Origin of the sequence: Pseudomonas sp. JDS08PS003 (assembly GCF_045013505.1) — a bacterium.
GTDB classification, from domain to species: Bacteria; Pseudomonadota; Gammaproteobacteria; order Pseudomonadales; family Pseudomonadaceae; genus Aquipseudomonas; species Aquipseudomonas protegens_B.
On record NZ_CP120724.1, the window covers coordinates 1,808,998 to 1,832,586 of the forward strand.

Here is a 23,589-nt window from a genome sequence, read left to right on the forward strand (position 1 = left end):
AGCATTGCGCGACCGCCCCGCAACCGAACCTTATAAGAACCACAGGAGCACTGACCGTGAGCCGCCTGTTATTGAATTGCGACATCGGCGAAAGCTTTGGCAACTGGACCCTGGGGCTGGATGCCGAGGTGATGCCTTTTATCGACTGCGCCAACATTGCCTGCGGCTTCCATGCCGGCGACCCAGGCATCATGCGCAAGACCGTGGCCCTGGCCCTGGCCAACGGCGTGCGCATCGGCGCCCATCCGGCGTATCAGGACCTGGCAGGCTTTGGCCGCCGCTCCATGAGCTACTCGCCCCAGGAAATCCAGGACCTGCTGCACTATCAGATCGGTGCGCTGGACGGCATCTGCCGGGCCCAGGGCGGCCGGGTCGAGTACGTCAAACCCCACGGCGCGATGTACAACGACATGATGGCCAAGCCCGCCCAGTTGCGGGCGGTGATCCAGGCGGTGGCGGCCTACGACCCGCAGTTGCCATTGATGCTCATGGCCACTCGCGACAACAGCGCGGCCCAGGCCTTGGGCGATGAATACGGTGTGACCCTGTGGTTCGAGGCCTTTGCCGACCGTGCCTACGACAACGCCGGGCATCTGCTGTCGCGGCAGTTGCCGGGGGCGGTGCACCATGACGCGCAAACGATTCTCCAGCAGGCCCTGACCATTGCCCGGGGCGAAACCTTGACCGCCAGTGACGGCAGCGCCTTGCTGCTGCACGCCAACACCCTGTGCGTGCATGGCGACAACGCCAGTTCGGTGGCGGCGGTGCAGCGCATTCGCGAAGCCCTGAACCAGCAGTCCGGCCTATGAAGCCACAGGTTGAAGTAGTCGCCATCGACTGCCTGATGGTGCGGCTGTTCGAGGTGATCGCCGAGGACAACATGCCCTGGATGCTGGCCGCCGCCGAGGGCCTGCGCCAGGCTTTCGGTGAACAACTGATCGATCTGGTGCCGTCCTACACCACGCTGATGGTGCATTACGACCTACAGGCCTTGAGCCCGTCCGAGGCCCGCGCGCGGATCGAGCTGGCCTTGACCGATCTGGCGCCCGGTAGCGCTCAGGCTGGGCGCGAGCATGTATTGCCGGTGTGGTACGACCCCAGTGTAGGGCCTGAACTGGCGCTGCTGTCCCGGCGCAGCGGGCTGTCGGTGGCCGAAGTGATCCAGCGTCACAGCCAGCGTGAGTACCAGGTGTTTGCCCTGGGCTTCGCTCCCGGGTTCGCTTTTATGGGGCTGGTGGAGGAGCGGTTGGCGGCGCCCAGGCTGAACACCCCGCGCAAGCGTGTGGCAGCGGGTAGCGTCGGCATTGCCGAGCGCCAGACGGCGGCTTATCCGGTGGTGTCGCCGGGGGGCTGGAACCTGATTGGTCGCACCCCGAGTCGACTGTTCGATCGCGAGCGCGAGGGCTACAGCCTGATGCAACCTGGGGATCGGGTGCGTTTTACCCCGGTGGAGCATGCCGAGTTCATCCGCCTGGGGGGCGATGACACGCCGCTGGAGGTGCCGGCATGAGCCGCCTGTCGATCGAGGCCAGCACGCCTTTGTGCCTGCTGCAGGATGGCGGACGCTTTGGCGTGCGCCACCTGGGGGTGACCCAGGGCGGGGCGTTGGACTGGGTGTCCATGTCCTGGGCCAACTGGCTGCTGGGCAACGCCCTGGATGCACCCGTGGTGGAAATCACCCTGGGCGGTTTCACCCTGCTGGCCGAGGACTATTGCCTGCTGGCCCTGGCCGGGGCCGATCTTGGGGCCTATGTCGATGAGCGGCCTTTGACCCCGGGGCGCAGTTTCATCCTGCAAAAAGGCCAGCGCCTGCGATTCACCCAGCCGTTCTTTGGGGCTCGGGCCTATCTGGCGGCCCCTGGCGGTTTCGATGCGCCCAAGGTGTTGGGCAGTTGCGCCAGTGTGCTGCGCGAGGCTCTCGGTGGGCTTGATGGTTACGGTCGGGCGCTGAGTGAGGGGGGAGTGCTGAGCTATTCGGGAACCGGTGGTGCGCTCAGGAGTCTGTCGGCTGCGCAGTTGCCGGATTGGCAATCCGCTGCACCGCTGGAGGTGATCCTGGGTGCGCAGATCGGCCAGTTCAGCGGGTTGAGCCTGTTCGACGCCTTCAACAGCACCTGGACCCTGGACAGCCGGGCGGATCGCATGGGAGCTCGCTTGCTGGGGCCGACCTTGCAGTATCAGGGCCGGCCAATGATTTCCGAGGGCATTCCCCTGGGGGCGATCCAGGTGCCGCCGGACGGCCAGCCAATCGTCCTGCTCAATGATCGGCAGACCATTGGCGGCTATCCGCGATTAGGGGCGTTGACGCCGCTGTCACTGGCGCGCCTGGCGCAGTGTTTGCCGGGCAGTGAGCTGCGTTTGACGCCGGTGGTGCAAGAGACGGCGCATCGGCAGCAGGTGGCGTTCCTGCGCCGGTTCGGGTGAGGGGCTGAAGAGCTTCGCCGGCAAGCCGGCTCCTACAGGGTTGTGTAGGAGCCAGCTGGCTGGCGAACGGGTTTATTTGGACAGGAAGCGCATGCCTTCTTCCAGGCCGCGCAAGGTTAGCGGGTACATCTGGTCCTCGATCAGATCGCGGACGATGTTGGTCGAAGCGGTGTAGCCCCAGGTGTCTTTCGGGTAGGGATTGATCCAGATGAGCTTCTTGTACTTTTCCATGAAGCGCTGCATCCACACGTAGCCGGCTTCTTCGTTCCAGTGCTCGACGCTGCCGCCGGCCTGGGTGATTTCGTAGGGCGCCATGGCGGCGTCACCGACGAAGATCACTTTGTAGTCGGCGCCGTACTTGTGCAGCAGGTCCTGGGTCGAGGTGCGCTCGGAGCCGCGGCGCATGTTGTTCTTCCACACCGATTCATAGATGAAGTTGTGGAAGTAGTAGTACTCCAGGTGCTTGAACTCGGTCTTGCAGGCCGAGAACAATTCCTCGCAGATCTTCACGTGGGCATCCATGGAACCGCCGATGTCGAACAGCAACAGCAGCTTGATGCTATTGCGTCGCTCCGGGCGCATCTGGATGTTCAGCAGCCCGGCATCGCGGGCGGTGTGGTCGATGGTGCCGTCGATGTCCAGCTCCTCCGCCGCCCCCTGGCGCGCGAACTTGCGCAGCCGGCGCAGGGCCACCTTGATGTTGCGGGTGCCCAGCTCCACCGAGTCGTCGAGGTTCTTGTATTCGCGCTGGTCCCAGACTTTCACCGCCTTGCCCTGGCGCTTGCCGGCGTCGCCGACGCGGATGCCTTCCGGGTTGAAACCGCCGGAGCCGAAGGGGCTGGTGCCGCCGGTGCCGATCCACTTGTTGCCGCCGGCGTGGCGTTCCTTCTGTTCTTCCAGGCGTTTCTTGAACTCTTCGATGAGCTTGTCCAGCCCGCCCAGGGACTGGATCTGCGCCCGTTCTTCATCGCTCAGGGAGCGCTCGAATTCCTTGCGCAGCCAATCCTCGGGGATCAGCGCCTGCAGGTGGTCATCGAGCTTTTCCAGGCCGTTGAAGTAGGCACCGAAAGCCCGGTCGAACTTGTCGAAATGCCGTTCATCCTTCACCAGGATCGCCCGGGCGAGGTAGTAGAACTCGTCCATGTCGGCGAAGGTCACGCGCTGCTTGAGCGCGTTGATCAGGTCCAGCAGCTCGCGTACCGACACCGGCACCTTGGCCGCGCGCATTTCATTGAACAGGTTGAGCAGCATGTCTATCGCTCTCTAATAATCTTTGGGTCTGTTCAGAAGCTCGCCGAGCGGCGATCAGGCAAGGCAAAAACAGGAGAGGAAGCGGAGTTTAGCCTGCTAAATGAGCATTCCGAACCTGTTTTTAACGCAGCATGATCGACGCGCAGGCCGCTTCTGGGCAGAGCCTAGCGATTTCCGCGACGGCTCATGAATGCCAGGCGCTCCAACAGTTGTACATCCTGCTCGTTTTTCACCAGGGCGCCGGCCAGGGGCGGGATGGCCTTGGTCGGATCACGCTCGCGCAGCACCGCTTCGCCGATGTTGTCGGCCATCAACAGCTTGAGCCAGTCCACCAGTTCCGAGGTCGAGGGCTTCTTCTTCAGGCCCGGCACTTTGCGCACGTCGAAGAACACGTCCAGGGCTTCGCTGACCAGGTCTTTCTTGATGTCGGGGTAGTGCACGTCGACGATTTTCTGCAGGGTGGTGCGGTCGGGGAAGGCGATGTAGTGGAAGAAGCAGCGACGCAGGAAGGCGTCCGGCAGCTCTTTCTCGTTGTTGGAGGTAATGATGATGATCGGCCGCTGCTTGGCCTTGATGGTCTCGTCGATTTCGTAGACGTAGAACTCCATCTTGTCGAGTTCCTGCAGCAGGTCGTTGGGGAATTCGATGTCCGCCTTGTCGATTTCGTCGATCAGCAGGATCACCCGCTCCTCGGACTCGAAGGCTTCCCAGAGCTTGCCTTTTTTCAGGTAGTTGCGGATGTCGTGGACCTTGTCCACCCCCAGCTGGGAGTCGCGCAGGCGGCTGACCGCGTCGTACTCGTAGAGGCCCTGGTGGGCCTTGGTGGTGGACTTGATGTGCCAGGTGATCAGCTTGGCGCCAAAGGATTCGGCCAGTTGCTCGGCGAGCATGGTCTTGCCGGTGCCGGGTTCGCCCTTGACCAGCAACGGCCGCTCCAGGGTGATGGCGGCATTGACTGCCAGCTTCAGGTCATCGGTGGCGACGTATGCACGGGTGCCTTCGAACTTCATCTGCAATTCCTCGAACGGTGACGGCGAGCTGCCCGGGGCAGGTCGATTGAATGGGGAGTGATGGCGCGACTATAACGCGCTGCCCGGTCGACTGTGAACGTGGACGCCCCATTCAGTCTCTGAATGGAGCGTCACGGGGTGACTCAGTCAGTCGAGGGCTTGGGTTGTTCGTAACGGGCATTGAAGGCCTGGATGAACCCGTTGCGCAAAATCTGCAAAAACGCCTGGAATGCGCTGATATCTTGCTGGTGCACGCTGCCGCTGAGTTCGACCCGGGTGGCGAACTGGTTCTTGCGCTGGTTCTTCAGCAGGTTTTCCCCGGCTCCCACCAGGGCTTCCCATACCGAGCGCAATATCCCCTTGTTGCGGTTCTGCACATCCTGCTGCCAATTGAAGATTTCCACGTCCCGCAGCAACGGCTTGATATAGCCGTGCAGTTGGCCCTTCTCGGCCTGGGCTTCGATCACCACGTCGCCGTGGCCGGCATTGAAGTCGAACTTGCCGTAGGCCGAGGCGAAGTCGTTGAAGCGCTTGAGTTCGATATCCCGGGCCCGCAGACGGAATTCGAAGTCCTCGAAATTGCTCAGGGGATCGAAGGTGGCGGTGCTTTCCATGGGGGCCTGGCCTTGCAGCAGGGCCTTGCCGTCGAAGCGCGCATCGCGCTTGCCCTGGGTATCCACCACGTTGGTCAGGTTGTAGAAACTGGCATTGACCTGGGTGGCGCCGATGTTCACCGGGGGGGTGGAACTGAAGTTGCGAAAGTGGATCTTGCCGTCGCTGATCCGCACCTCGTCGAGGGTGATGGGCAACAGCTTGCCCAACTGGGCCCGCCAGTCGGTGCCTTCACCGGTCTGCGAGGCTTGCTTGTCCGCGCCGCCATCGACGAAGTTCAGCTCCGGCTGGACGAACTGTACCTTGGCCACCACGGCGTGGTCGTACCACAGGGAATGCCAGCTCACCGCCAAGTCGATCAGCGGCGCCTTGACGAAGGGCACCGGCACCTTGCCGCTGACCTTGACGATCTCCAGCCCGTTGATGCGGTAGGCGCCGCGCCACAGGGCCAGGTCGATATCGCTGATCTGGCCACGGTAGTCGCCCATGTCCGCCAGTTTGTCATTCAGGTAGTCGCGCACCAGATAGGGCAGGGTGAAGTGCAGGGCCAGCAGCAGGACCAGCAGGCCGGCCAGGGTCCATAGGGGCCAACGGTAACGACGTTTCATGATCAGCAGTCTCCAGCCGTATAAAGGCATTGACTGCCTGGGGCCGCAGTCGTTCGGCGCGACTGGACGCTCAAGGGCACCAGGCATACCCTTGAGGACTTCTTCACTGCTGCATAAGGACCCAGCCATGAGCCGAATTTTTGCTGACAACGCCCATTCCATCGGCAACACGCCCTTGGTGCAGATCAACCGCATCGCCCCTCGTGGCGTGACCATCCTGGCCAAGATCGAAGGGCGTAACCCGGGCTACTCGGTGAAATGCCGGATCGGCGCCAACATGATCTGGGACGCGGAAAGCAGCGGCAAGCTCAAGCCGGGCATGACCATCGTCGAGCCCACCTCGGGCAATACCGGGATTGGCCTGGCCTTCGTCGCGGCCGCCCGTGGCTACAAACTGATGCTGACCATGCCGGCGTCCATGAGCATCGAGCGGCGCAAGGTGCTCAAGGCCCTGGGCGCCGAACTGGTGCTCACCGAGCCGGCCAAGGGCATGAAAGGGGCGATTGAAAAGGCCGCGGAAATTCTCGCCAGCGATCCGTCCAAGTACTTCATGCCACAGCAGTTCGATAACCCGGCCAACCCGGCGATCCACGAGAAAACCACCGGTCCTGAAATCTGGAACGACACCGACGGCGCCGTGGACGTGCTGGTGGCCGGGGTCGGTACAGGTGGCACCATCAGCGGCGTGTCGCGCTACATCAAGAAGACTCAGGGCAAGCCGATTCTCTCGGTGGCGGTGGAGCCGGCCACTTCGCCGGTGATCAGCCAGAAACTGGCCGGTGAAGAAATCAAGCCCAGCCCCCACAAGATCCAGGGTATCGGCGCCGGTTTCGTGCCGAAGAACCTGGATCTGGAAATGGTCGACCGGGTCGAGCTGGTGACCGATGAGGAATCCAAGGCCATGGCCCTGCGGCTGATGCAGGAAGAGGGCATCCTCTGCGGCATCTCCTGCGGAGCGGCAATGGCGGTGGCGGTGCGCCTGGCGGAAACCCCGGAAATGCAGGGCAAGACCATCGTGGTGATCCTGCCCGATTCCGGGGAACGCTACCTGTCGAGCATGCTCTTCAGCGATCTGTTCACCGAGCAGGAAAACCAACAGTAAGCGCGGGTCAGGCATTCGCCCGTAGGAGCCGGCTTGCCGGCGAATGCTGACCCATATCAGGCCAGGGCCTGGCTGCTTATGCTACTTAACGCCTTTGTTGCATAACCGTTAACGCTGAATGTTGGGTTGTGCGGGTTTTTCCAGGGCCCAGGAGTGTTTATCATTGCCGGCTGCCAGGTCGGGTGAACATTCCCCTACAGGTACCTATTTCCTAGGAGTCGTTGCATGAGCTTTTCCTTTACCGCCAAGGTCGCGGTGTTGTCGCTGTTCGTCGGCAGCATTCTCTACGTGCACCTGCGCGGCAAGGCGCGTCTGCCGGTACTGCGCCAGTTCGTCAACCATTCGGCGCTGTTCGCCCCTTATAACGCATTGATGTACCTGTTCTCCGGGGTGCCTTCCAAGCCCTACCTGGACCGCAGCAAGTTCCCCGAGCTGGATATCCTGCGGGACAACTGGGAAGTGATCCGCGAAGAGGCCATGCACCTGTTCGACGAGGGTTACATCCGCGCTGCCGAGAAGAACAACGACGCCGGCTTCGGCTCGTTCTTCAAGAAGGGCTGGAAGCGTTTCTACCTCAAGTGGTACGACAAGCCACTGCCCTCGGCCGAGGCCCTGTGCCCGAAGACCGTGGAGCTGGTGAGCGCCATTCCCAACGTCAAGGGCGCGATGTTCGCCCTGCTGCCCGGTGGCAGCCACCTGAACCCGCACCGCGACCCCTTTGCCGGCTCCCTGCGTTATCACCTGGGGCTGTCGACCCCCAACTCCGACGCGTGCCGGATCTTTGTCGATGGTGAGGAATACGCCTGGCGTGACGGTGAAGACGTGATGTTCGACGAGACCTACGTGCACTGGGTGAAGAACGAAACCGACGTCACCCGGGTCATCCTGTTCTGCGACATCGAGCGTCCGCTGAGCAGCCGCCTGATGACCCGTATCAATCGCTGGGTCAGCGCCCAGTTGGGTCGTGCTACTGCGCCGCAGAACCTCGACGACGAGCGCGTCGGCGGAATCAACCAGGCCTATGCCTGGAGCAAGCGTTTCAGCGACAGCTTCAGTGGTGTGGTCAAGCAGTGGAAGCGTCGCAATCCCAAGCTCTACCGCATCCTGCGCCCGGTGCTGGCGGTGGTGGTGCTGGTGGTCTTGTGGAAGTGGCTGTTCGGATAAATCTTGCAATGAATATCGGGCGCTGGTTATATTCGGCGCTCGATGAGTCAGCCGACTCATGGTTTTTCCCTTCAAGAAAGATCAGCACATGGCCTTTTCCCCCCTCAACGCGGTAGTGCTTTCAGCGGTCAACGCTGGCGTCGTGCCGTGTGGGAATCAGCAGCCTGTGCAGATCGGTCAGTACCCCCCACCTGTCAGTAGCACGCCGGTGTACGCAGTCGTATCACCGCCGGGCGTTGGCTTTTCGGGCTGATCAGCAATCGCTGCTGTTCCCTGTGCCCGCCTGAACCAAACACTACTGAACTTCAGCCTTGGCTGAATTGGCTTCTTGCCTGATTACAGGTGGTTTTCATGTTGCTCATTTCCAAAAAGTCCGCGCTTGCGGCGGCTTCCACGAGCCTGTTCGTCCTGCTCTGGAGCAGTGGCGCCATCTTCTCCAAATGGGGCCTCACCCAGGCTTCGCCCTTTGCCTTCCTGCTGCTGCGCTTCATCATCGCCCTGATGGGCCTGGTGCTGCTGATGCCCCTGCTCAAGCTCCACCTGCCCCGGGGGCGTCGGGCCATGGGATTTGCCGTGGCTACAGGCCTGGTGCTGCTGGGTGCTTATCAGATCTTCTACATCCTGGCCCTGGACCTGAAGGTCACGCCCGGCGTCATGGCCACCATCATGGGGGTGCAGCCGATCCTCACCGTGGTGCTGATGGAGCGCCAGCGTTCCTGGCGTCGCCTGTTCGGCCTGAGCCTGGGGCTGGCGGGGTTGATCATGGTGGTCTACCAGGGCATCGGTCTGGCGGGGATCTCCATCTCCGGGATGCTCTGCGGCCTGCTGGCGCTGGTGAGTATGACCGCTGGCTCGATCATGCAGAAACGCATCACCGACAACCCTCTGGGCACACTGCCAGTGCAGTACTTGGCGGGGCTGTTGCTGTGTTCCTTGTTCGTGCCGTTCCAGCCGTTTCACTTCGAGTACAGCGCCGGACTGCTGGTTTCCGTGCTGTGGATGGGGCTGGTGGTGTCGGTGCTGGCCACGCTGCTGCTGTATCGGCTGATCGCCCAGGGCAATCTGGTGAATGTCACCAGTCTGTTCTATCTGGTGCCGGCGGTGACGGCGCTGATGGACTATGTCTTTTTCGGCAACCGTCTGGCATTGCTGAGTCTGATCGGCATGGGACTGATCATTGTCGGGCTGGTATTTGTGTTCCGTAAGAGCGCTTGATCCACCCAGGCAGTTGTCTCCCCGACGACTGCCGACTACGCCGGCCGGGTGCAATGCCCGGTCGGTGACTGGATTCATCGGCAGCATGAGCAAACAACCATAGCGCCAGCTGCTGGCCATGTGCCATTATGTTGATGAAGGTCTCTGACCGGTGAAAAAAAGCTCGTTTTCAATCCCTTGAAGGTGATTCGAAGTGTGCTGAACGAGCTTTCAAGGTTCTTTTGATAACCAGATGTTTGGACTTTCTTTGGTGTATTCCAAATTAGTCCATCAGATAAACCTTAAAAATTAAAGCCGGTACCTAGACTGACGACATATTCCTTATACAAAGGAGAGTCAGTATGAACGCAGCGTTCGCTTCCACCGCTTTCGGCTTGCTTTTGGGACTATCGAGCAGCTGCTTTGCTGCTGCTCCAATCGCACAGGGGATCATCCGTTTTACCGGCAGTATCGTTGAGAGCAATTGTACCTCCAGCGCCGCCAGTACCGGGCTTAGCCTGCGCCAGTGTCCTCAAGGCTCCCGCGGCGCCGCGATCGACGTAGCACGTGTGGGAGCAGTGGCCAGCGTCAGCGCTCTGGATCATTCCGCCGTCAAGCTCAAGCTCCTGACCGACAGCGGTTCCCAGGGACGCTATTACGACCAGCACTATGCCTTTGTCGACCAGGCCGGGAAGGCCGTAACCTCCGGCACTTACCTGATTACCCTGAACGTTCCATAAGACCTCTGGCGGTGTTCATGCCGGGTTCATCCAGGTCGAGACACCGGCTTCAAACCGGCGTTTTCACCGCCGGCCGCAGCACCAGCCACAGGGCGGCGGCAATCAGCGCGCCGCCATACAGATGAGCCATGGACAATGGCTCATCCAGCAGCATGGCCCCCCATAACACGCCGAACGGCGGAATCATGAAGGTCACGGTCATTGACCGCACCGGTCCGATGGCGCTGAGCAGACGGAAATACAGCACATAGGCAAACGCCGTGCAGCCCAGGCCCAAACCCAGCAGCGACAGCCACACGCTCCAGCCACCCCAACTGGCCGGAGGCTGGCTGATGGCGTTGTAGACGAACAGGGGCAACAGCAGCAGGGTGGCACCGAGCATGCTGCCCAGTGCCGAGAGGCGACTGTCCAGGCCGCCGGCCTGATCCAGCCAGCGCCGCGCAAGGAAGCCGGCGAAGCCGTAGCAGGTGGTGGCCATCAGGCAGGACAGGGCGCCCAGCAGCAGTTCATGGTCGAAGGCCACGGGGCCGGCGCGGGTGAGAACGCCCACGCCGAACAAGCCCAGGCAGACCCCGGCCATCTTGCTCAAGCTCAGGCGCTCGTGAAAAAACAAGCCGCCGATCAACACCCCCATCAACGGCGTGGTGGCATTGAAGATCGCCGAATAGCCCGCCGGCAGCACCAGGGCCGCCACTGAGTACATCGTTGCCGGAATCCCCGAGTTGATCACCCCGAGCAGCAGTACGGTCTTGAACTTGCCGCGAAAATCCCAATCGATCCGCATCAGTGCCAGCATCACCAGCAAGCCGGCAGCGGCAATCGACACCCGGAAGAACGCCGTGGGTACGCTGCCCAGCACCGGGGCGATGATGCGCATGAATAAAAAGCTCGCGCCCCAGATGGCGGCCAGCGACAACAGACGCAGGAGATCGACAAGTCTCACGGAAGGATCCTTCGGTTTGAAGGCGGGGATCTTGCCCAGCACTGGCGGGCATGGCAAACCTTATTGGCGCACAGGGCGACGAAGCCCGACACTCCGTTTGTTGCGATCAATGATCCGCCACCCAAGCTTGGGGAGCAGGGCGACTGCCGGGTCATTTTCCGGCGTACGCTTGATCACAAAAATACGCTTCTCCTCAAGCCGTTTCACTGGCTAAGCTCTGGCATCGTAAATTCCCGCAGAGGTCTACTTATGCCGCAGCCATGGCCAGCCGCCGATATCGCTCGAATGATCCTCGATGGCTTCGACGACTACCGCGAGCACTTTCGCCAGATTACCGATGGTGCCCGGCAACGCTTCGAGCAGGCGCAGTGGCAGGAAGCGCAAAAGGCCTCGGCGGCGCGGATCAACCTCTATGAGGAAAAGGTCGGGGAGACCGTAGCCCGGCTGCACCAGGCCTTCAGTGACGATTCGCTGATGGATGTCAGCCAGTGGCCACTGGTGAAAAGCGCCTACATCAGCCTGATCGACCTGCGCTTCGACGATGAGCTGTCCGAGACCTGGTACAACTCGATCTTTTGCGGGCTGTTCAGCCATGACCTGATCAGCGACGGCTGCATGTTCATTCACACCACCCGCCCCAGCCTGCGCCGGGCCCGGGCCGCGCAGACACGCAGCTACAAGCCAGCGGGCGAACTGGCCAACATGCTCGAACAGGTATTCGCCGACTACCGCTTCAGCGAGGGCTATGCCGACCTGCCGGGCGACCTGCGGCGCCTGGAGGCGCAACTGCGGGAGAACCTGCCGGACTGGGTGTGCAAGGACCCGGAGTTGACCCTGGAGCTGTTTTCCTCGGTGCTTTATCGCAACAAGGGCGCCTACCTGGTGGGGCGCATCTTCACCCACGAAGAACAGTGGCCGCTGGTGATCCCGCTGCTGCATCGTGAAGGCCGGGGCATCCAGATCGATGCACTGATCACCGACGAAGCCGATGTCTCGATCATCTTCTCCTTCACCCGCTCGTATTTCATGGTGGATGTGCCGGTGCCGGCGGAGTTCATCGGCTTCCTCAAGCGCATCCTGCCGGGCAAGCACATCGCCGAGCTGTACACCTCCATCGGGTTCTACAAGCACGGCAAGTCGGAGTTCTACCGGGCGCTGATCAACCACCTGGCCAACACCGACGACCGCTTCATCATGGCCCCCGGTGTGCGCGGGATGGTCATGAGCGTGTTCACCCTGCCGGGCTTCAACACCGTGTTCAAGATCATCAAGGACCGTTTCTCGCCGTCGAAGAACGTCGACCGGGCCACGGTGATCGAAAAATATCGCCTGGTGAAAAGCGTCGACCGGGTCGGGCGCATGGCCGATACCCAGGAGTTTGCCGACTTCCGTTTTCCCCTGAGCAAGTTCGACCCGGCCTGCCTTGAGGAACTGCTGGAAGTGGCGCCGTCCACTGTGGCCGTGGAAGAGCAGACGGTGCTGATCCGCCACTGCTGGACCGAGCGCCGCATGACCCCGCTCAACCTCTACCTGGAGCACGCCAACCCGGATCAGGTACGCGAGGCCCTGGAGGATTACGGCCTGGCGATCAAGCAACTGGCGGCCGCCAACATCTTCCCCGGCGACATGCTGCTGAAAAACTTCGGCGTGACCCGTCACGGTCGGGTGGTGTTCTACGACTACGACGAGATCTGCTACCTCACCGAAGCCAACTTCCGTCACATTCCGGCGCCACGTACGCCGGAAGACGAGATGGCTTCCGAGCCCTGGTATTCTATCGGCCCCCACGACGTGTTCCCCGAGGAGTTCCCGCCGTTCCTGTTCGCCGATGCCAGCCAGCGCAAGCTGTTCGACCAACTGCACGGCGAGCTGTACAACGCCGACTACTGGAAGGGCCTGCAGGACGCCATCCGCGCCGGCAAGATCATCGATGTCTTCCCTTACCGGCGCAAAGGCCTGGAAGACGAATAGACGTGTAGGAGCCGGCTCACCGGCGAAGGCGTCCTCACCGGCCCTTTCGTCGGCAAGCCGGCTCCTACGTATTGCCTGGACTTTTCTGCGACAATCGCGGCCTGCCTAAATAGACGACATTTTGCGTACCTGATGACTTCCGAATCGCCTGCAATCGACCAACTGTTGAAAAACCTCGATCAAGCCATGCTCGCCGACCGCCACCGGTTGCGCCGGCAGCTGCTCGAACTGCGCAAGAAGCCCGACGAGGCCAAGCTCGCCCAATGGCTGGAGCGGATGCAGGCGTCCTGCAACCTGGTGACGGCGCGGCGCGACAGCGTGCCGCCGATTCGCTATGACGACAGCCTGCCGATTGCCGCCAAGCGCGACGAGATCAAGGAGGCGCTGCTCAAGCATCAGGTGCTGATCATTGCCGGTGAGACCGGCTCGGGCAAAACCACTCAGTTGCCGAAGATCTGCCTGGAAATCGGCCGTGGCCAGCAGGGGCTGATCGGCCATACCCAGCCCCGGCGGATTGCCGCCCGCAGCGTCGCCAGCCGGGTCGCCGAAGAACTGGCCACGCCCCTGGGTTCGCTGGTGGGCTATCAGGTGCGCTTCGAGGACCAGAGCGATTCCAGCACCCTGATCAAGCTGATGACCGACGGCATCCTGCTGGCGGAAACCCAGAACGACCGCTACCTGGAACGCTACGACACCATCATCGTCGACGAGGCCCACGAGCGCAGTCTGAACATCGACTTCCTCCTCGGCTACCTCAAGACCCTGTTGCCACGGCGCCCGGATCTCAAGGTCATCATCACCTCGGCCACCATCGACCTGGAGCGCTTCTCCAAGCATTTCGATGATGCCCCCATCGTCGAAGTCTCCGGCCGCACCTTCCCGGTGGACACCTGGTATCGCCCCCTGACCCTGGAGCAGGACGAGGAGGGCAACCGGGTCGAGGACGACCTGACCGTGGATCAGGCGATCCTTGCCACCCTGGATGAGATCGCTGCCTATGAGCGCAGCGAACGTCGCAGCCCTGGAGACGTGCTGGTGTTCCTGCCGGGGGAGCGGGAAATTCGCGATGCCGCGGAAATGCTGCGCAAGGCCCAGCTCAAGCACACCGAGATCCTGCCGCTGTACGCGCGCCTGTCGCCGGAGGAGCAGCAGCGGATCTTCCAGTCTCACCCCGGTCGCCGGGTGGTGCTGGCGACCAACGTTGCCGAAACCTCGCTGACCGTGCCGGGCATTCGTTATGTGATCGACAGCGGTACTGCACGCATCAGCCGCTACAGCTACCGGGCCAAGGTCCAGCGCCTGCCCATCGAGGCGGTGTCCCAGGCCAGTGCCAACCAGCGTAAAGGCCGTTGCGGCCGGGTCGAGCCGGGGATCTGCGTGCGCCTGTACAGCGAGGAGGATTTCCTCGGTCGGCCGGAGTTCACCGATCCGGAGATCCTGCGCACCAACCTGGCGGCGGTGATCCTGCAGATGCTGCATCTGCGCTTGGGTGAAATCACCGCGTTTCCGTTTATCGAACCGCCGGATGGCAAGGCCATCAGCGACGGTTTCAACCTGTTGCAAGAGCTCTCGGCAGTGGACCGCAACAGCCAGTTGACGCCGCTGGGCCGGCAGCTGGCGCGCCTGCCGGTGGACCCGCGCATGGGCCGCATGCTGCTGGAAGCGGCCAAGCTCGGCAGCCTCCAGGAAGTGCTGATCGTTGCCAGTGCGATGTCGATCCAGGACCCCCGCGAGCGTCCGCCGGAGCGCCAGCAAGCCGCCGACCAGGCTCACGCACAGTGGAAGGACGTGGACTCGGACTTCGCCGGGCTGGTCAATCTGTGGCGCGGCTTTGAAGAGCAACGCCAGGCCCTGACCGCCAGCCCGCTGCGCAACTGGTGCCGCAAGAACTTCCTGAATTACCTGCGCCTGCGGGAGTGGCGCGACTCGCACCGGCAACTGAGCCTGATCTGTCGTGACCTGCAACTGAGCCTGAACAAGGAACCGGCGGACTACCCGAAACTGCACAAGGCGGTGCTGGTGGGTTTGCTGAGCCAGATCGGCCAGAAGACCGAAGACGGCGACTACCTCGGCGCCCGTCAGCGGCGCTTCTGGATTCACCCGTCCTCGGGCCTGGGCAAGAAACGCCCGCAATGGCTGATGACCGCCGAGCTGGTGGAAACCACCAAGCTCTATGCGCGCATGGTGGCCAAGATCGAGCCGGACTGGATCGAGCCCCTGGCCGGCCATCTGGTGAAGAAGAACCACTTCGAGCCCCATTGGGAGAAGAAGCGTGGCCAGGTGGTGGCCTACGAGCAGATCACCCTGTTCGGGCTGATCGTGGTCGGTCGCCGGCCGGTGCATTACGGTCCGGTGGACCCGGTGGTGTCCCGCGAGTTGTTTATCCGCGAAGCCCTGGTGCGCGGCGAGATCCAGTCCAAGGCCAAGTGCCTGAGCGCCAACACCCAGTTGCTGGAACAGCTCGACGCTCTCGAAGCCAAGGCCCGGCGCCGGGACATCCTCGCGGACGAGGAAACCCTGTTCGCCTTCTACGACGAGCGCTTGCCGGCGGAGATTCACCAGACCGCGACCTTCGACAGCTGGTACCGGGTCCACAGCCAGAAGAACCCACAACTGCTGATCATGCGCGAGGAAGACGTGCTGGCCCGCGAGGCCAGTGAAGTCACCGCCAAGCAGTATCCGGACACCCTGCATATCGGCGACCTGGAGCTGGCCCTGAGTTATCACTTCGAGCCCAACCACCCCCGGGACGGCGTGACCCTGCGGGTGCCGGCGCCCTTGCTGCCGGCGCTGCCCGCCGAACGCCTGGAGTGGCTGGTGCCGGGGCTGATCGAGGCCAAGTGCATCGCCCTGGTGCGCAACCTGCCCAAGGCCCTGCGCAAGAACTTCGTGCCGGTGCCGGACTTCGTCAAGGCGGCCCTGCAGCGCATGGTCTTCGCCGAGGGCTCGCTGCCCCAGGCCCTGGGCCGCGAACTGCTGCGCATGACTGGTGCCCGAGTCAGCGACGAGGCTTGGAGCGAAGCTGAGCAACAGGTGGAAAGCCACCTGCGGATGAACCTGGAAATCGTTGATGCCCAGGGCAAGTTCCTCGGCGAAGGCCGGGACCTGGCCGAGCTGACGGCGCGGTTCGCCGAAGCCAGCCAGGCTGCCCTGGCGGTGCCGCAGACCGCCAAGGGCCAGCAGCCGGTGGAGGCCAAGGTGTTCGCCGCGGTCGCAGAAAAGACCCAGCAGAAGATCGCCGGGCTGTCGATGACGGTGTATCCGGCGCTGGTCGAGGAGGCCGGGACCGTCAAGGAAGGGCGCTTCTCCACCGCCGCCGAGGCTGAGTTCCAGCACCGCCGGGCCTTGCAGCGCCTGCTCTTGCAACAACTGGCGGAGCCGGCCAAGTTCCTGCGCGGCAAGCTGCCGGGGCTCACCGAGCTGGGCCTGCTGTACCGCGAGCTGGGCCGGATCGATGCGCTGGTGGAAGACATCCTCCTGGCCAGCCTCGACAGCTGCATCCTCGACGGCGAAGCCACGCTGCCTCGGGATGGCGCGGGCCTGGCGTCCCTGGCCGAGCGCAAGCGCGGCGCCTGGACCGAGCATGCCGAGCGCCTGGCGCGCCTGACCCTGGAGATCCTCAAGCTCTGGCACGGTCTGCAAAAACGCTTCAAGGGCAAGATCGACCTGGCCCAGGCCGTGGCCCTCAACGACATCAAGTCCCAGCTGGCGCATCTGGTGTACCCCGGCTTCGTACGGGAAACCCCGGCCTTGTGGCTCAAGGAAGTGCCGCGCTACCTCAAGGCGGTGGAGCTGCGCTTCGAGAAGCTCGGCAGTCAGGTGCAGAAGGATCGAGTCTGGAGCACCGAACTGGCCGGCCTCTGGAGCCAGTACCAGACCCGGGCCCAGAAGCATGCCCAGGAAGGCAAGCGCGACCCGCAACTGGAACTGTATCGCTGGTGGCTGGAGGAATACCGGGTGTCCCTGTTTGCCCAGCAACTGGGGACCAAGGTGCCGATTTCCGACAAGCGCCTGAGCAAGCAATGGAGCCAGGTAGACGTCTGACCCAATGCCCCCTCGTAGTAGCTGCCGCAGGACGCCCCGGTAGGGAGGGCGGTCCCGCCGATCTTGCAGTTGCGGCGAAATATCGGAGGTTATGGCAAACTCCGCCGTCATAAATGCCGGCCCCGGTTATCTGCACCACAGGCAGCCCGGGCGGATCGGAATAAAGCGATGCCAGGGACTGCTCCCCACCGGGGGCCGTCCCTTTACGGTTTGGCACGACGGTGCCAAGACCTTTTGCCTCATCACACTAGAGGAACGACCGTGCATAACGTCGTCATCAGCGGCACCGGCCTGTTTACCCCGGCCAACAGCATTTCCAACGAAGAGCTGGTGGAATCTTTCAATGCCTACGTCCACCAGTTCAATAGCGACAACGCTGCCGCCATCGAGCGCGGTGAAGTGCAGGCCCTGACGGAATCCAACGCCGCTTTCATCGAAAAAGCCTCGGGGATCAAAAGCCGCTTCGTCATGGACAAGGACGGCATTCTCGACCCGCAACGCATGGCCCCGCGCCTGCCGGAACGCTCCAACGACGAGTGGTCGGTGCTCTGCCAGATGGCGGTCGCCGCCGCCGAACAGGCCCTGCAACGAGCCGGCAAGACCGCCGCCGACATCGACGGGGTAATCGTTGCCTGTTCCAACCTGCAGCGTGCCTATCCGGCCATCGCCATTGAAGTCCAGGCTGCCCTGGGCATCCAGGGCTTCGGTTTTGACATGAACGTGGCCTGTTCTTCGGCGACCTTCGGCATTCAGGCCGCCTGCAACAGTGTGCAACTGGGTCAGGCCCGGGCGATCCTGATGGTCAACCCGGAAGTCTGCACCGGGCACCTGAACTTCCGTGACCGCGACAGCCACTTCATCTTCGGCGACGCCGCCACCGCGGTGATCGTCGAGCGGGCTGACCTGGCTACCTCCAAGCACCAGTTCGAGATCGTCAGCACCAAGCTGCTGACCCAGTTCTCCAACAACATCCGCAACAACTTCGGTTTCCTCAACCGCGCGGCGGAAGAGGGCGTGGGTGCCCGGGACAAGCTGTTCGTCCAGGAAGGCCGCAAGGTATTCCGTGACGTATGCCCGATGGTCGCCGAACTGATCGCGGCCCACCTGGAAGAAAACCAGCTCAATGTTGGCGACGTGAAGCGCTTCTGGCTGCACCAGGCCAACCTCAGCATGAACCACCTGATCGTCAAGAAACTCCTGGGCCGCGAAGCCACGGTGGAAGAGGCGCCGGTGATTCTCGATACTTACGCCAACACCAGTTCGGCGGGCTCGGTGATTGCCTTCCACAAGTACCAGGATGATCTGGCCAGCGGCTCCCTGGCCGTGCTCAGTTCCTTCGGTGCGGGTTATTCCATCGGTAGCGTACTGCTGCGCAAGCGTTGATCTAGGCTGAGTCGAGGTGTGGCGCGAGGCCTGGTTGGCGCGTCACACCCCATTCAAACCCGCATGATGAACGAGGCATGAATGGCCGCTGCTGATGACACGCAACTGCTAGAACGCCTTTTGGCGGGCGAACAAAAGGCTTACAAGGAACTGGTGAGCACTTACCAGAGCGCCATGCGCGCCGTGGCATATGCCATTGTCGGCAACCGCCACGCCGATGAAGTGGTGCAGGACGCCTGGCTGTCGGTGGTGCGCAACTTGTCAGGGTTCCAGGGGCGTTCCAGCCTCAAGACCTGGCTGCTGACCATCACCGCCAACGCCGCCAAGGGCCGTTACAAACAGAATCGTCGGGAAGTGCTGATGGATGACTTGCCTGCCCCTCACGGCACCGTGGGCGACGAGCGCTTCTCCTCTTCCGACGGTCACTGGCTGGTGGCGCCTTTTGCCTGGCACGAAGACACCCCCGAAGCCCTGCTGACCGAATCCGAGTTGCGCGAGTGCCTGGAGCACACGCTGCTCAGCCTGTCGGAACTGCAAAGCAGTGTCCTGCTGCTGCGCGAGCGCCAGGGCCTGGAGCTGGAAGAGATCTGTAATCTTCTCGGGCTTACGCTCTCCAATGTCCGGGTGCTGTTGCACCGGGCGCGCTTGAAAGTCTTCGCCACCGTGGAGCATTTTGAGGAAACCGGCCAATGCTGACCTGTAAGGAACAAGTGGCACGTTCCAGCGACTACCTGGATGGCCAGCTGAGTTTTCGCGAGCGCCTGATGGTTCGCCATCATCTGCTGTTCTGCCCCAATTGCCGGCGTTTCATTCGTCAGATGCGCCTGCTCCAGGCCACGTTGCGGGTGCTTCCCGAGCCGCCTCTGGAAGGCCTGGACGAACTGGCCGAACGCCTGGCTGCCGAGAACAAGCGCGACCTCTGACCTTCCCTCCATGCGGATGCCGCTGTGCATCCGCATCTGCCATCAATCTGTCATCCGATCGAAGGTGACAGTGCTGCAATGTCCCCCCATCCCCCCGCAAATCCTCACGAAAGCGCTCTAGCACGGGCTTCTCGTCTTATTTCATTTCGAAGTAAAAAAGTTCCCCTGTAATTAAATCTTTATCTATCAGCAACCCGGCTGAAATAACCCATCGCCAAGATTCCCACCCAACACCAGCGGGCCAACCCCGCGTGTTTTCCAACGCTACAGACCACCAATTAGGGGAACTCTTCGATGATCCGTAAGCACTTCGCCGGTTTTGCCGCCAGCGCCCTGGCCCTGGCAGTAACCGCCCAGGCTTTCGCTGGCACCGTCACCACCGACGGCGCCGATATCGTAGTCAAAACCAAGGGCGGCCTTGAGGTTGCTACCACCGACTCCGCATTCAGCTTCAAGCTGGGCGGTCGTCTGCAAGCCGACTATGGCCGTTTCGACGGGTTCTACACCAAGAATGGTGACACCGGCGACGGCGCCTACTTCCGCCGCGCCTATCTGGAATTGGGCGGCACCGCCTACAAGGATTGGAAATACCAGATCAACTACGACTTCTCCCACAACTCGGGCACCGCCGATGACGGTTACTTCGACGAGGCGTCCATCTCCTATGTGGGCTTCAAGCCGGTGACCATTCGTGCCGGTCGTTTCGATGCCGACTTCGGTCTGGAGAAGGCCACCAGCTCCAAGTGGGTCACCTCCATGGAGCGTAACGCCGCCTACGAGCTGGCCGACTGGATCAACTCCCACGAGAACGGCATGGGGCTGCAGGTCAGCTCGGTGGTGGCCGACATGGCTTACCTGTCCGGCAGCGTCTCGGCCAAGGACATCAACGACAGCGATGGCGACAGCGTCAAGCAGTTCAACGCCCGTGCCGTGTTTGCCCCGCTGCATGAAACCGGCAACGTCCTGCACTTCGGCCTGGACTTCGCCAGCCGCGACCTCAGTGACACTGCCTTCGACTCGCGGATTCGTCCTCGCCTGGGCGTGCGTGGCATCGCCACCAACGGCGGCAACGATGCCGGCACCAACGGCAACCGTGCCACCTTTGGTGGCGGCGCCGGCCTGAACGCCTCGAACCTGACGGCAGCAGGTGCTTATGACAATGACCGAGTGTTCGGCGGTGAGTTCGCCTTCGCCAGCGGCCCGTTCTCGGCCCAGGCGGAATACCTGACTCGCAAGCTCAAAGCCGACAGCAACGCTTACAAGGACGTCAAGGCCAGCGGTTTCTACGGCCAACTGGCCTACACCCTGACCGGCGAATCCCGGGTCTACAAACTCGACGGCGCCAAGTTCGACACCATCAAGCCCGAGAACAAGCAGTACGGTGCCTGGGAAGTGTTCTACCGCTACGACAACATCAAGGTCGATGACAAGAACATCGTCGCCGCCACCGCTACCCGTGAAGTCGGTGATGCCAAGGCCAACATGAACACCATCGGGGTCAACTGGTACGCCAACGAGGCGATCAAGATTTCCGCCAACTACATCAAGGTCAGCACCGACAAGATCACCAACAACGTTGGCGATGACAGCGGTGATGCCCTGGTGGCTCGAGTGCAGTACGTGTTCTAAGGCTGTTGCAACATCCAGGTAGAGCTCTTTCTCATCCGTTATAGCTCCTCTCGTTTTGACCCCGCTACGGCGGGGTTTTTTTATGCCTGAGCACGGCAATACGCTGTTTTTGCAGTGAAGTTGACAGCGACCGAAGGACGCTAGTTACCCCCTTGGCAGGCGTCAAATTTAAAAAACAAATAATGTCTGGATAGTTCCCGTCGAGATTTTTTTCGCTGTTGAAATTCGCCGTAAATTGCCCTCGCCGCAGCTGTTGGCAAAGGTGCTCATGGGCCAGTCGATGCGGGGGAATGGTGGATAAAGCGAGGGCGTCGAGACGGTTTTTTTTCTTGAGTGATTTTCTTTCTTAAAAAATATTACGGTTTCTTAGAGCGAAACTAGTGCGGTTGACAGCCTCTGAAAGGCTATGGAAGTATCAAAAAAGATCGCAGGTAAAATGTTGAAAAAGTTGTCGGGCAGATAGTGTTCTACACGGAGTTTTGTAGAACTGGTCAGGCTGCTTGTTGCCAGGGAAGTTAGAGTTTTAACTGGATTGTTAATACGCTGGTGGCCGGGGCTGATTTGTTTGCTCATGCCCGGGCCCGATAAACCCTTCAAGGAAGTGAAGGGCAGGGCAGAGTAATTAAGTACCCCTGTACCGGGGGTCGCAAGGGATTGCTGATATGACGAAAGTTGAACTTTACGACCCGACACTGCGGGACGGTAATCACGCGCTCGGGCACCGCCTTGGTCTGGAGGACATCAGTGCCTATTGCCGCGCCGTGGATGCCTGCGGGCTCTATTGCGTGGAGGTCGGCCATGGCAACGGCCTGGGGGCTTCCTCCCTGCAGTTGGGGCTGGCTCCCCACAGTGATGAGGCGATGTTGAGCACCGCCCGGGAAGCCTTGCAGCAGACCCGCCTGGGGATTCATGCGATTCCCGGGTTCGCCAAGCTCGATCATCTGCACATGGCCATCGAGCAGGGTGTGGATGTGCTGCGCATCGCCTGTCATTGCACCGAAGCCGATACCACCGCGCGCTACATCGAATTCGTCAAGTCACGGGGCGCCGAGGCCCAGGGCGTGCTGATGATGACCCACATGGCCAGTGCCCGGACCCTGCTGGAACAGGCTCGACTGCAGGTCGGCTATGGTGCCGACGCCATTGTGCTGATGGATTCCGCCGGGGCCTACATGGAGCAGGACGCCTTTGAAAAGGTCTCGCTGCTGGCCCAGGAGTTGCCGGTGCCCATCGGTTTTCACGGGCATAACAACCTGGGGCTGGCGGTGGCCAACAGCCTGAGCGCTGCCAGGGCCGGTGCGCGGTTGCTCGACGGCACCATCAATGGCCTCGGCGCCGGTGCCGGCAATACCCCCCTGGAAGTATTGGGCGCGGCGCTGATGAAGCTCGGTCTGCTGGACGAGGCCCGGGCCTTTGCCATGATCGCTGCCTCGGAGCAGACCACCGACCGGATCAAGAACGCTCAGCCCCATATCAGCGCCATGAACATTGTCAGCGGTTTGTACGGGGTGTTCTCGGGTTTTGAAAAACCGGTGTTGAAGGCGGCACAACAACATGGTGTCGAAGCGGTGGATATATATCGCGTGCTGGGGAAAAGAAGAGTAGTGGCAGGTCAGGAAGACCTGATTATTGAAGTTGCGATGAATCTGGCCAAGGCGCTGTGAATTCAACTGACTTCCCATAAGCAAGGAGAGCGCTTTATGGTACTTAGAGTCGCGATATTAGGCAGCGGTAATATTGGTTGTGATCTTTTATTGAAGGTCATGCGCAGCCCTTATTTGCAATGTGATTATTTTATAGGGCGCAATGAACACTCGGCGGGGCTGGAGTATGCGGCGAAACTGGGAGTGCGTTGCGATCATCGCGGTATTGATAAGTTAGTTGAACATCTGGATGAAGTTGATGTGGTGTTCGATGCCAGCAGTGCCCAGGCCCATCTGCAACATGCCCAATTGTTGGAGGGGCAAGGCAAGTTGCTGATCAACCTGACCCCGGCGGATACCGGCGTCTGGTGTGTGCCGACGATCAATTCGAACACACTGCGGGATGTGGAGAACCTCAACATGGTCACCTGCGGTGGCCAGGCCTCCCTGCCGATCGTGCACGCGCTGCGGCGCACCGGGCAGCACCTGAACTACGTGGAGGCGGTGTCGTCGATTTCCGCCCGCAGTGCCGGCGCCGCAACCCGGCTGAATGTGAACGAGTACCTGTGCACCACGGAGAAGGCCCTCAAGCATTTTTCCGGCGCCCCGAGCGTCAAGTCGATCCTCAACATCAACCCGGCCGATCCGCCGGTGGACATGCAGACCACGATCTTCGCCCTGATAGACAAGCCGGACATGTCCGAGCTGCGGCACAGTGCCCGCGTGATGCTCGATCAGGTGCGCCAGTACATGCCCGGCTACTCGCTGATCATGGAGCCCAGCCTGATCGACGGCAAAGTGGTGACCATGGTCCGGGCCAGGGGGGCAGGGGATTACTTGCCGGCCTATGCGGGCAATCTGGACATCATCACCAGTGCGGCAGTCCGGGCCGCCGAAGATCGTTACCGGAACTGAACCCAGGACGGGTTCGAGGTTTATCTCAGGAGA

Annotated in this window: 19 protein-coding genes; 15 read left to right on the forward strand and 4 right to left on the reverse strand. The window is 61.6% G+C overall.

The features are described 5' to 3' along the window. Nucleotides 1-56: 56 nt before the first annotated feature. From P7C00_RS08275 to P7C00_RS08285, 3 genes are read left to right on the forward strand one after another with little or no spacing between them, the layout of a single operon-like run. Entirely contained in the window at nucleotides 57-809 is a 753-nt protein-coding gene (locus P7C00_RS08275) for a 5-oxoprolinase subunit PxpA (protein ID WP_346634851.1), read from the forward strand. Beyond that, nucleotides 806-1,510 carry a 5-oxoprolinase subunit PxpB gene (pxpB, locus tag P7C00_RS08280; protein WP_404938637.1) on the forward strand — a complete coding sequence of 235 codons (705 nt, stop codon included), beginning with the start codon at nucleotides 806-808 and terminating at the stop codon, nucleotides 1,508-1,510. The genes P7C00_RS08275 and pxpB overlap by 4 nt, the downstream gene beginning before the upstream one ends. Further along, nucleotides 1,507-2,424 carry a biotin-dependent carboxyltransferase family protein gene (locus tag P7C00_RS08285; RefSeq protein WP_346634849.1) on the forward strand — a complete coding sequence of 306 codons (918 nt, stop codon included), beginning with the start codon at nucleotides 1,507-1,509 and terminating at the stop codon, nucleotides 2,422-2,424. Before pxpB ends, P7C00_RS08285 begins: the two co-directional genes overlap by 4 nt. 72 nt (nucleotides 2,425-2,496) lie before the next feature. Here the strand turns inward: P7C00_RS08285 and P7C00_RS08290 are convergent, their stop codons facing one another. The 3 genes from P7C00_RS08290 to P7C00_RS08300 form a co-directional block, all read right to left on the reverse strand. Further along, nucleotides 2,497-3,675 (reverse strand): VWA domain-containing protein, encoded by a 1,179-nt coding sequence (locus tag P7C00_RS08290; protein WP_123726433.1) that lies wholly within the window; start codon nucleotides 3,673-3,675, stop codon nucleotides 2,497-2,499. 164 nt (nucleotides 3,676-3,839) lie between these two features. After that, nucleotides 3,840-4,685, reverse strand: coding sequence for a MoxR family ATPase (locus tag P7C00_RS08295; protein ID WP_346634848.1), 846 nt, complete (start codon nucleotides 4,683-4,685; stop codon nucleotides 3,840-3,842). A 143-nt stretch (nucleotides 4,686-4,828) separates the two neighbouring features. Then, nucleotides 4,829-5,905, reverse strand: coding sequence for a DUF748 domain-containing protein (locus P7C00_RS08300; protein ID WP_346634847.1), 1,077 nt, complete (start codon nucleotides 5,903-5,905; stop codon nucleotides 4,829-4,831). 127 nt (nucleotides 5,906-6,032) lie between these two features. On the opposite strand from P7C00_RS08300, the gene cysK reads away from it, so the two are divergent. From cysK to P7C00_RS08320, 4 genes are all read left to right on the forward strand, one after another. Continuing rightward, on the forward strand, nucleotides 6,033-7,007 hold the full coding sequence (gene cysK / locus P7C00_RS08305; protein ID WP_221809074.1) for a cysteine synthase A: 975 nt from the start codon (nucleotides 6,033-6,035) through the stop codon (nucleotides 7,005-7,007). Nucleotides 7,008-7,232: 225 nt separating this feature from the next. Next, nucleotides 7,233-8,171 (forward strand): aspartyl/asparaginyl beta-hydroxylase domain-containing protein, encoded by a 939-nt coding sequence (locus P7C00_RS08310; protein ID WP_346634846.1) that lies wholly within the window; start codon nucleotides 7,233-7,235, stop codon nucleotides 8,169-8,171. 351 nt (nucleotides 8,172-8,522) lie between these two features. Further along, nucleotides 8,523-9,386, forward strand: a complete 864-nt coding sequence (locus P7C00_RS08315; RefSeq protein WP_346634845.1) for a DMT family transporter — start codon at nucleotides 8,523-8,525, stop codon at nucleotides 9,384-9,386. A 341-nt stretch (nucleotides 9,387-9,727) separates the two neighbouring features. Next, the gene (locus tag P7C00_RS08320; RefSeq protein ID WP_346634844.1) at nucleotides 9,728-10,105 is read left to right on the forward strand and encodes a type 1 fimbrial protein; all 378 of its coding nucleotides are present in this window, start codon (nucleotides 9,728-9,730) and stop codon (nucleotides 10,103-10,105) included. 49 nt (nucleotides 10,106-10,154) lie between these two features. On the opposite strand, the gene P7C00_RS08325 is transcribed toward P7C00_RS08320, so the two are convergent. After that, complete coding sequence (locus P7C00_RS08325) at nucleotides 10,155-11,048, reverse strand: DMT family transporter (RefSeq protein ID WP_346634843.1); 894 nt, start codon at nucleotides 11,046-11,048, stop codon at nucleotides 10,155-10,157. Between the two features lie 249 nt (nucleotides 11,049-11,297). Here P7C00_RS08325 and aceK point away from each other — a divergent pair, with 249 nt between their 5' ends. The 8 genes from aceK to P7C00_RS08365 all read left to right on the forward strand — a co-directional run bounded on the left by aceK (nucleotide 11,298) and on the right by P7C00_RS08365 (nucleotide 23,556). Continuing rightward, a complete protein-coding gene (gene aceK, locus P7C00_RS08330) occupies nucleotides 11,298-13,019 on the forward strand; it encodes a bifunctional isocitrate dehydrogenase kinase/phosphatase (protein WP_346634842.1) in 1,722 nt (573 codons plus the stop codon). Between the two features lie 132 nt (nucleotides 13,020-13,151). Then, entirely contained in the window at nucleotides 13,152-17,063 is a 3,912-nt protein-coding gene (gene hrpA / locus P7C00_RS08335; protein WP_404938640.1) for an ATP-dependent RNA helicase HrpA, read from the forward strand. Between the two features lie 261 nt (nucleotides 17,064-17,324). Next, nucleotides 17,325-18,446, forward strand: coding sequence for a beta-ketoacyl-ACP synthase III (locus P7C00_RS08340; protein ID WP_346634840.1), 1,122 nt, complete (start codon nucleotides 17,325-17,327; stop codon nucleotides 18,444-18,446). Between the two features lie 81 nt (nucleotides 18,447-18,527). After that, the gene (locus P7C00_RS08345; RefSeq protein WP_346634839.1) at nucleotides 18,528-19,142 is read left to right on the forward strand and encodes an RNA polymerase sigma factor; all 615 of its coding nucleotides are present in this window, start codon (nucleotides 18,528-18,530) and stop codon (nucleotides 19,140-19,142) included. Continuing rightward, on the forward strand, nucleotides 19,136-19,369 hold the full coding sequence (locus tag P7C00_RS08350; protein ID WP_123726423.1) for an anti-sigma factor: 234 nt from the start codon (nucleotides 19,136-19,138) through the stop codon (nucleotides 19,367-19,369). The genes P7C00_RS08345 and P7C00_RS08350 overlap by 7 nt, the downstream gene beginning before the upstream one ends. Before the next feature lie 294 nt (nucleotides 19,370-19,663). Further along, nucleotides 19,664-20,998, forward strand: coding sequence for an OprO/OprP family phosphate-selective porin (locus P7C00_RS08355; RefSeq protein WP_346634838.1), 1,335 nt, complete (start codon nucleotides 19,664-19,666; stop codon nucleotides 20,996-20,998). Nucleotides 20,999-21,660: 662 nt separating this feature from the next. Further along, a complete protein-coding gene (gene dmpG, locus P7C00_RS08360) occupies nucleotides 21,661-22,662 on the forward strand; it encodes a 4-hydroxy-2-oxovalerate aldolase (protein ID WP_404938642.1) in 1,002 nt (333 codons plus the stop codon). A gap of 36 nt (nucleotides 22,663-22,698) precedes the next feature. Continuing rightward, nucleotides 22,699-23,556: an acetaldehyde dehydrogenase (acetylating) gene (locus P7C00_RS08365; RefSeq protein ID WP_346634836.1), complete on the forward strand. Its 858-nt coding sequence runs from the start codon at nucleotides 22,699-22,701 to the stop codon at nucleotides 23,554-23,556. The last annotated feature ends 33 nt before the right edge of the window (nucleotides 23,557-23,589 follow it).

What these genes read in the sequence shown, in the direction of transcription:
- P7C00_RS08320 (WP_346634844.1), top strand. Translation starts at nt 9,728, where the DNA reads ATGAACGCAGCGTTCGCTTCCACCGCTTTCGGCTTGCTTTTGGGACTA.
- P7C00_RS08310 (WP_346634846.1), top strand. Translation starts at nt 7,233, where the DNA reads ATGAGCTTTTCCTTTACCGCCAAGGTCGCGGTGTTGTCGCTGTTCGTC.
- P7C00_RS08295 (WP_346634848.1), bottom strand. Translation starts at nt 4,685, where the DNA reads ATGAAGTTCGAAGGCACCCGTGCATACGTCGCCACCGATGACCTGAAG.
- aceK (WP_346634842.1), top strand. Translation starts at nt 11,298, where the DNA reads ATGCCGCAGCCATGGCCAGCCGCCGATATCGCTCGAATGATCCTCGAT.
- P7C00_RS08290 (WP_123726433.1), bottom strand. Translation starts at nt 3,675, where the DNA reads ATGCTGCTCAACCTGTTCAATGAAATGCGCGCGGCCAAGGTGCCGGTG.
- pxpB (WP_404938637.1), top strand. Translation starts at nt 806, where the DNA reads ATGAAGCCACAGGTTGAAGTAGTCGCCATCGACTGCCTGATGGTGCGG.
- P7C00_RS08315 (WP_346634845.1), top strand. Translation starts at nt 8,523, where the DNA reads ATGTTGCTCATTTCCAAAAAGTCCGCGCTTGCGGCGGCTTCCACGAGC.
- P7C00_RS08350 (WP_123726423.1), top strand. Translation starts at nt 19,136, where the DNA reads ATGCTGACCTGTAAGGAACAAGTGGCACGTTCCAGCGACTACCTGGAT.
- dmpG (WP_404938642.1), top strand. Translation starts at nt 21,661, where the DNA reads ATGACGAAAGTTGAACTTTACGACCCGACACTGCGGGACGGTAATCAC.
- P7C00_RS08365 (WP_346634836.1), top strand. Translation starts at nt 22,699, where the DNA reads ATGGTACTTAGAGTCGCGATATTAGGCAGCGGTAATATTGGTTGTGAT.
- cysK (WP_221809074.1), top strand. Translation starts at nt 6,033, where the DNA reads ATGAGCCGAATTTTTGCTGACAACGCCCATTCCATCGGCAACACGCCC.
- P7C00_RS08285 (WP_346634849.1), top strand. Translation starts at nt 1,507, where the DNA reads ATGAGCCGCCTGTCGATCGAGGCCAGCACGCCTTTGTGCCTGCTGCAG.
- hrpA (WP_404938640.1), top strand. Translation starts at nt 13,152, where the DNA reads ATGACTTCCGAATCGCCTGCAATCGACCAACTGTTGAAAAACCTCGAT.
- P7C00_RS08300 (WP_346634847.1), bottom strand. Translation starts at nt 5,905, where the DNA reads ATGAAACGTCGTTACCGTTGGCCCCTATGGACCCTGGCCGGCCTGCTG.
- P7C00_RS08355 (WP_346634838.1), top strand. Translation starts at nt 19,664, where the DNA reads ATGATCCGTAAGCACTTCGCCGGTTTTGCCGCCAGCGCCCTGGCCCTG.
- P7C00_RS08345 (WP_346634839.1), top strand. Translation starts at nt 18,528, where the DNA reads ATGGCCGCTGCTGATGACACGCAACTGCTAGAACGCCTTTTGGCGGGC.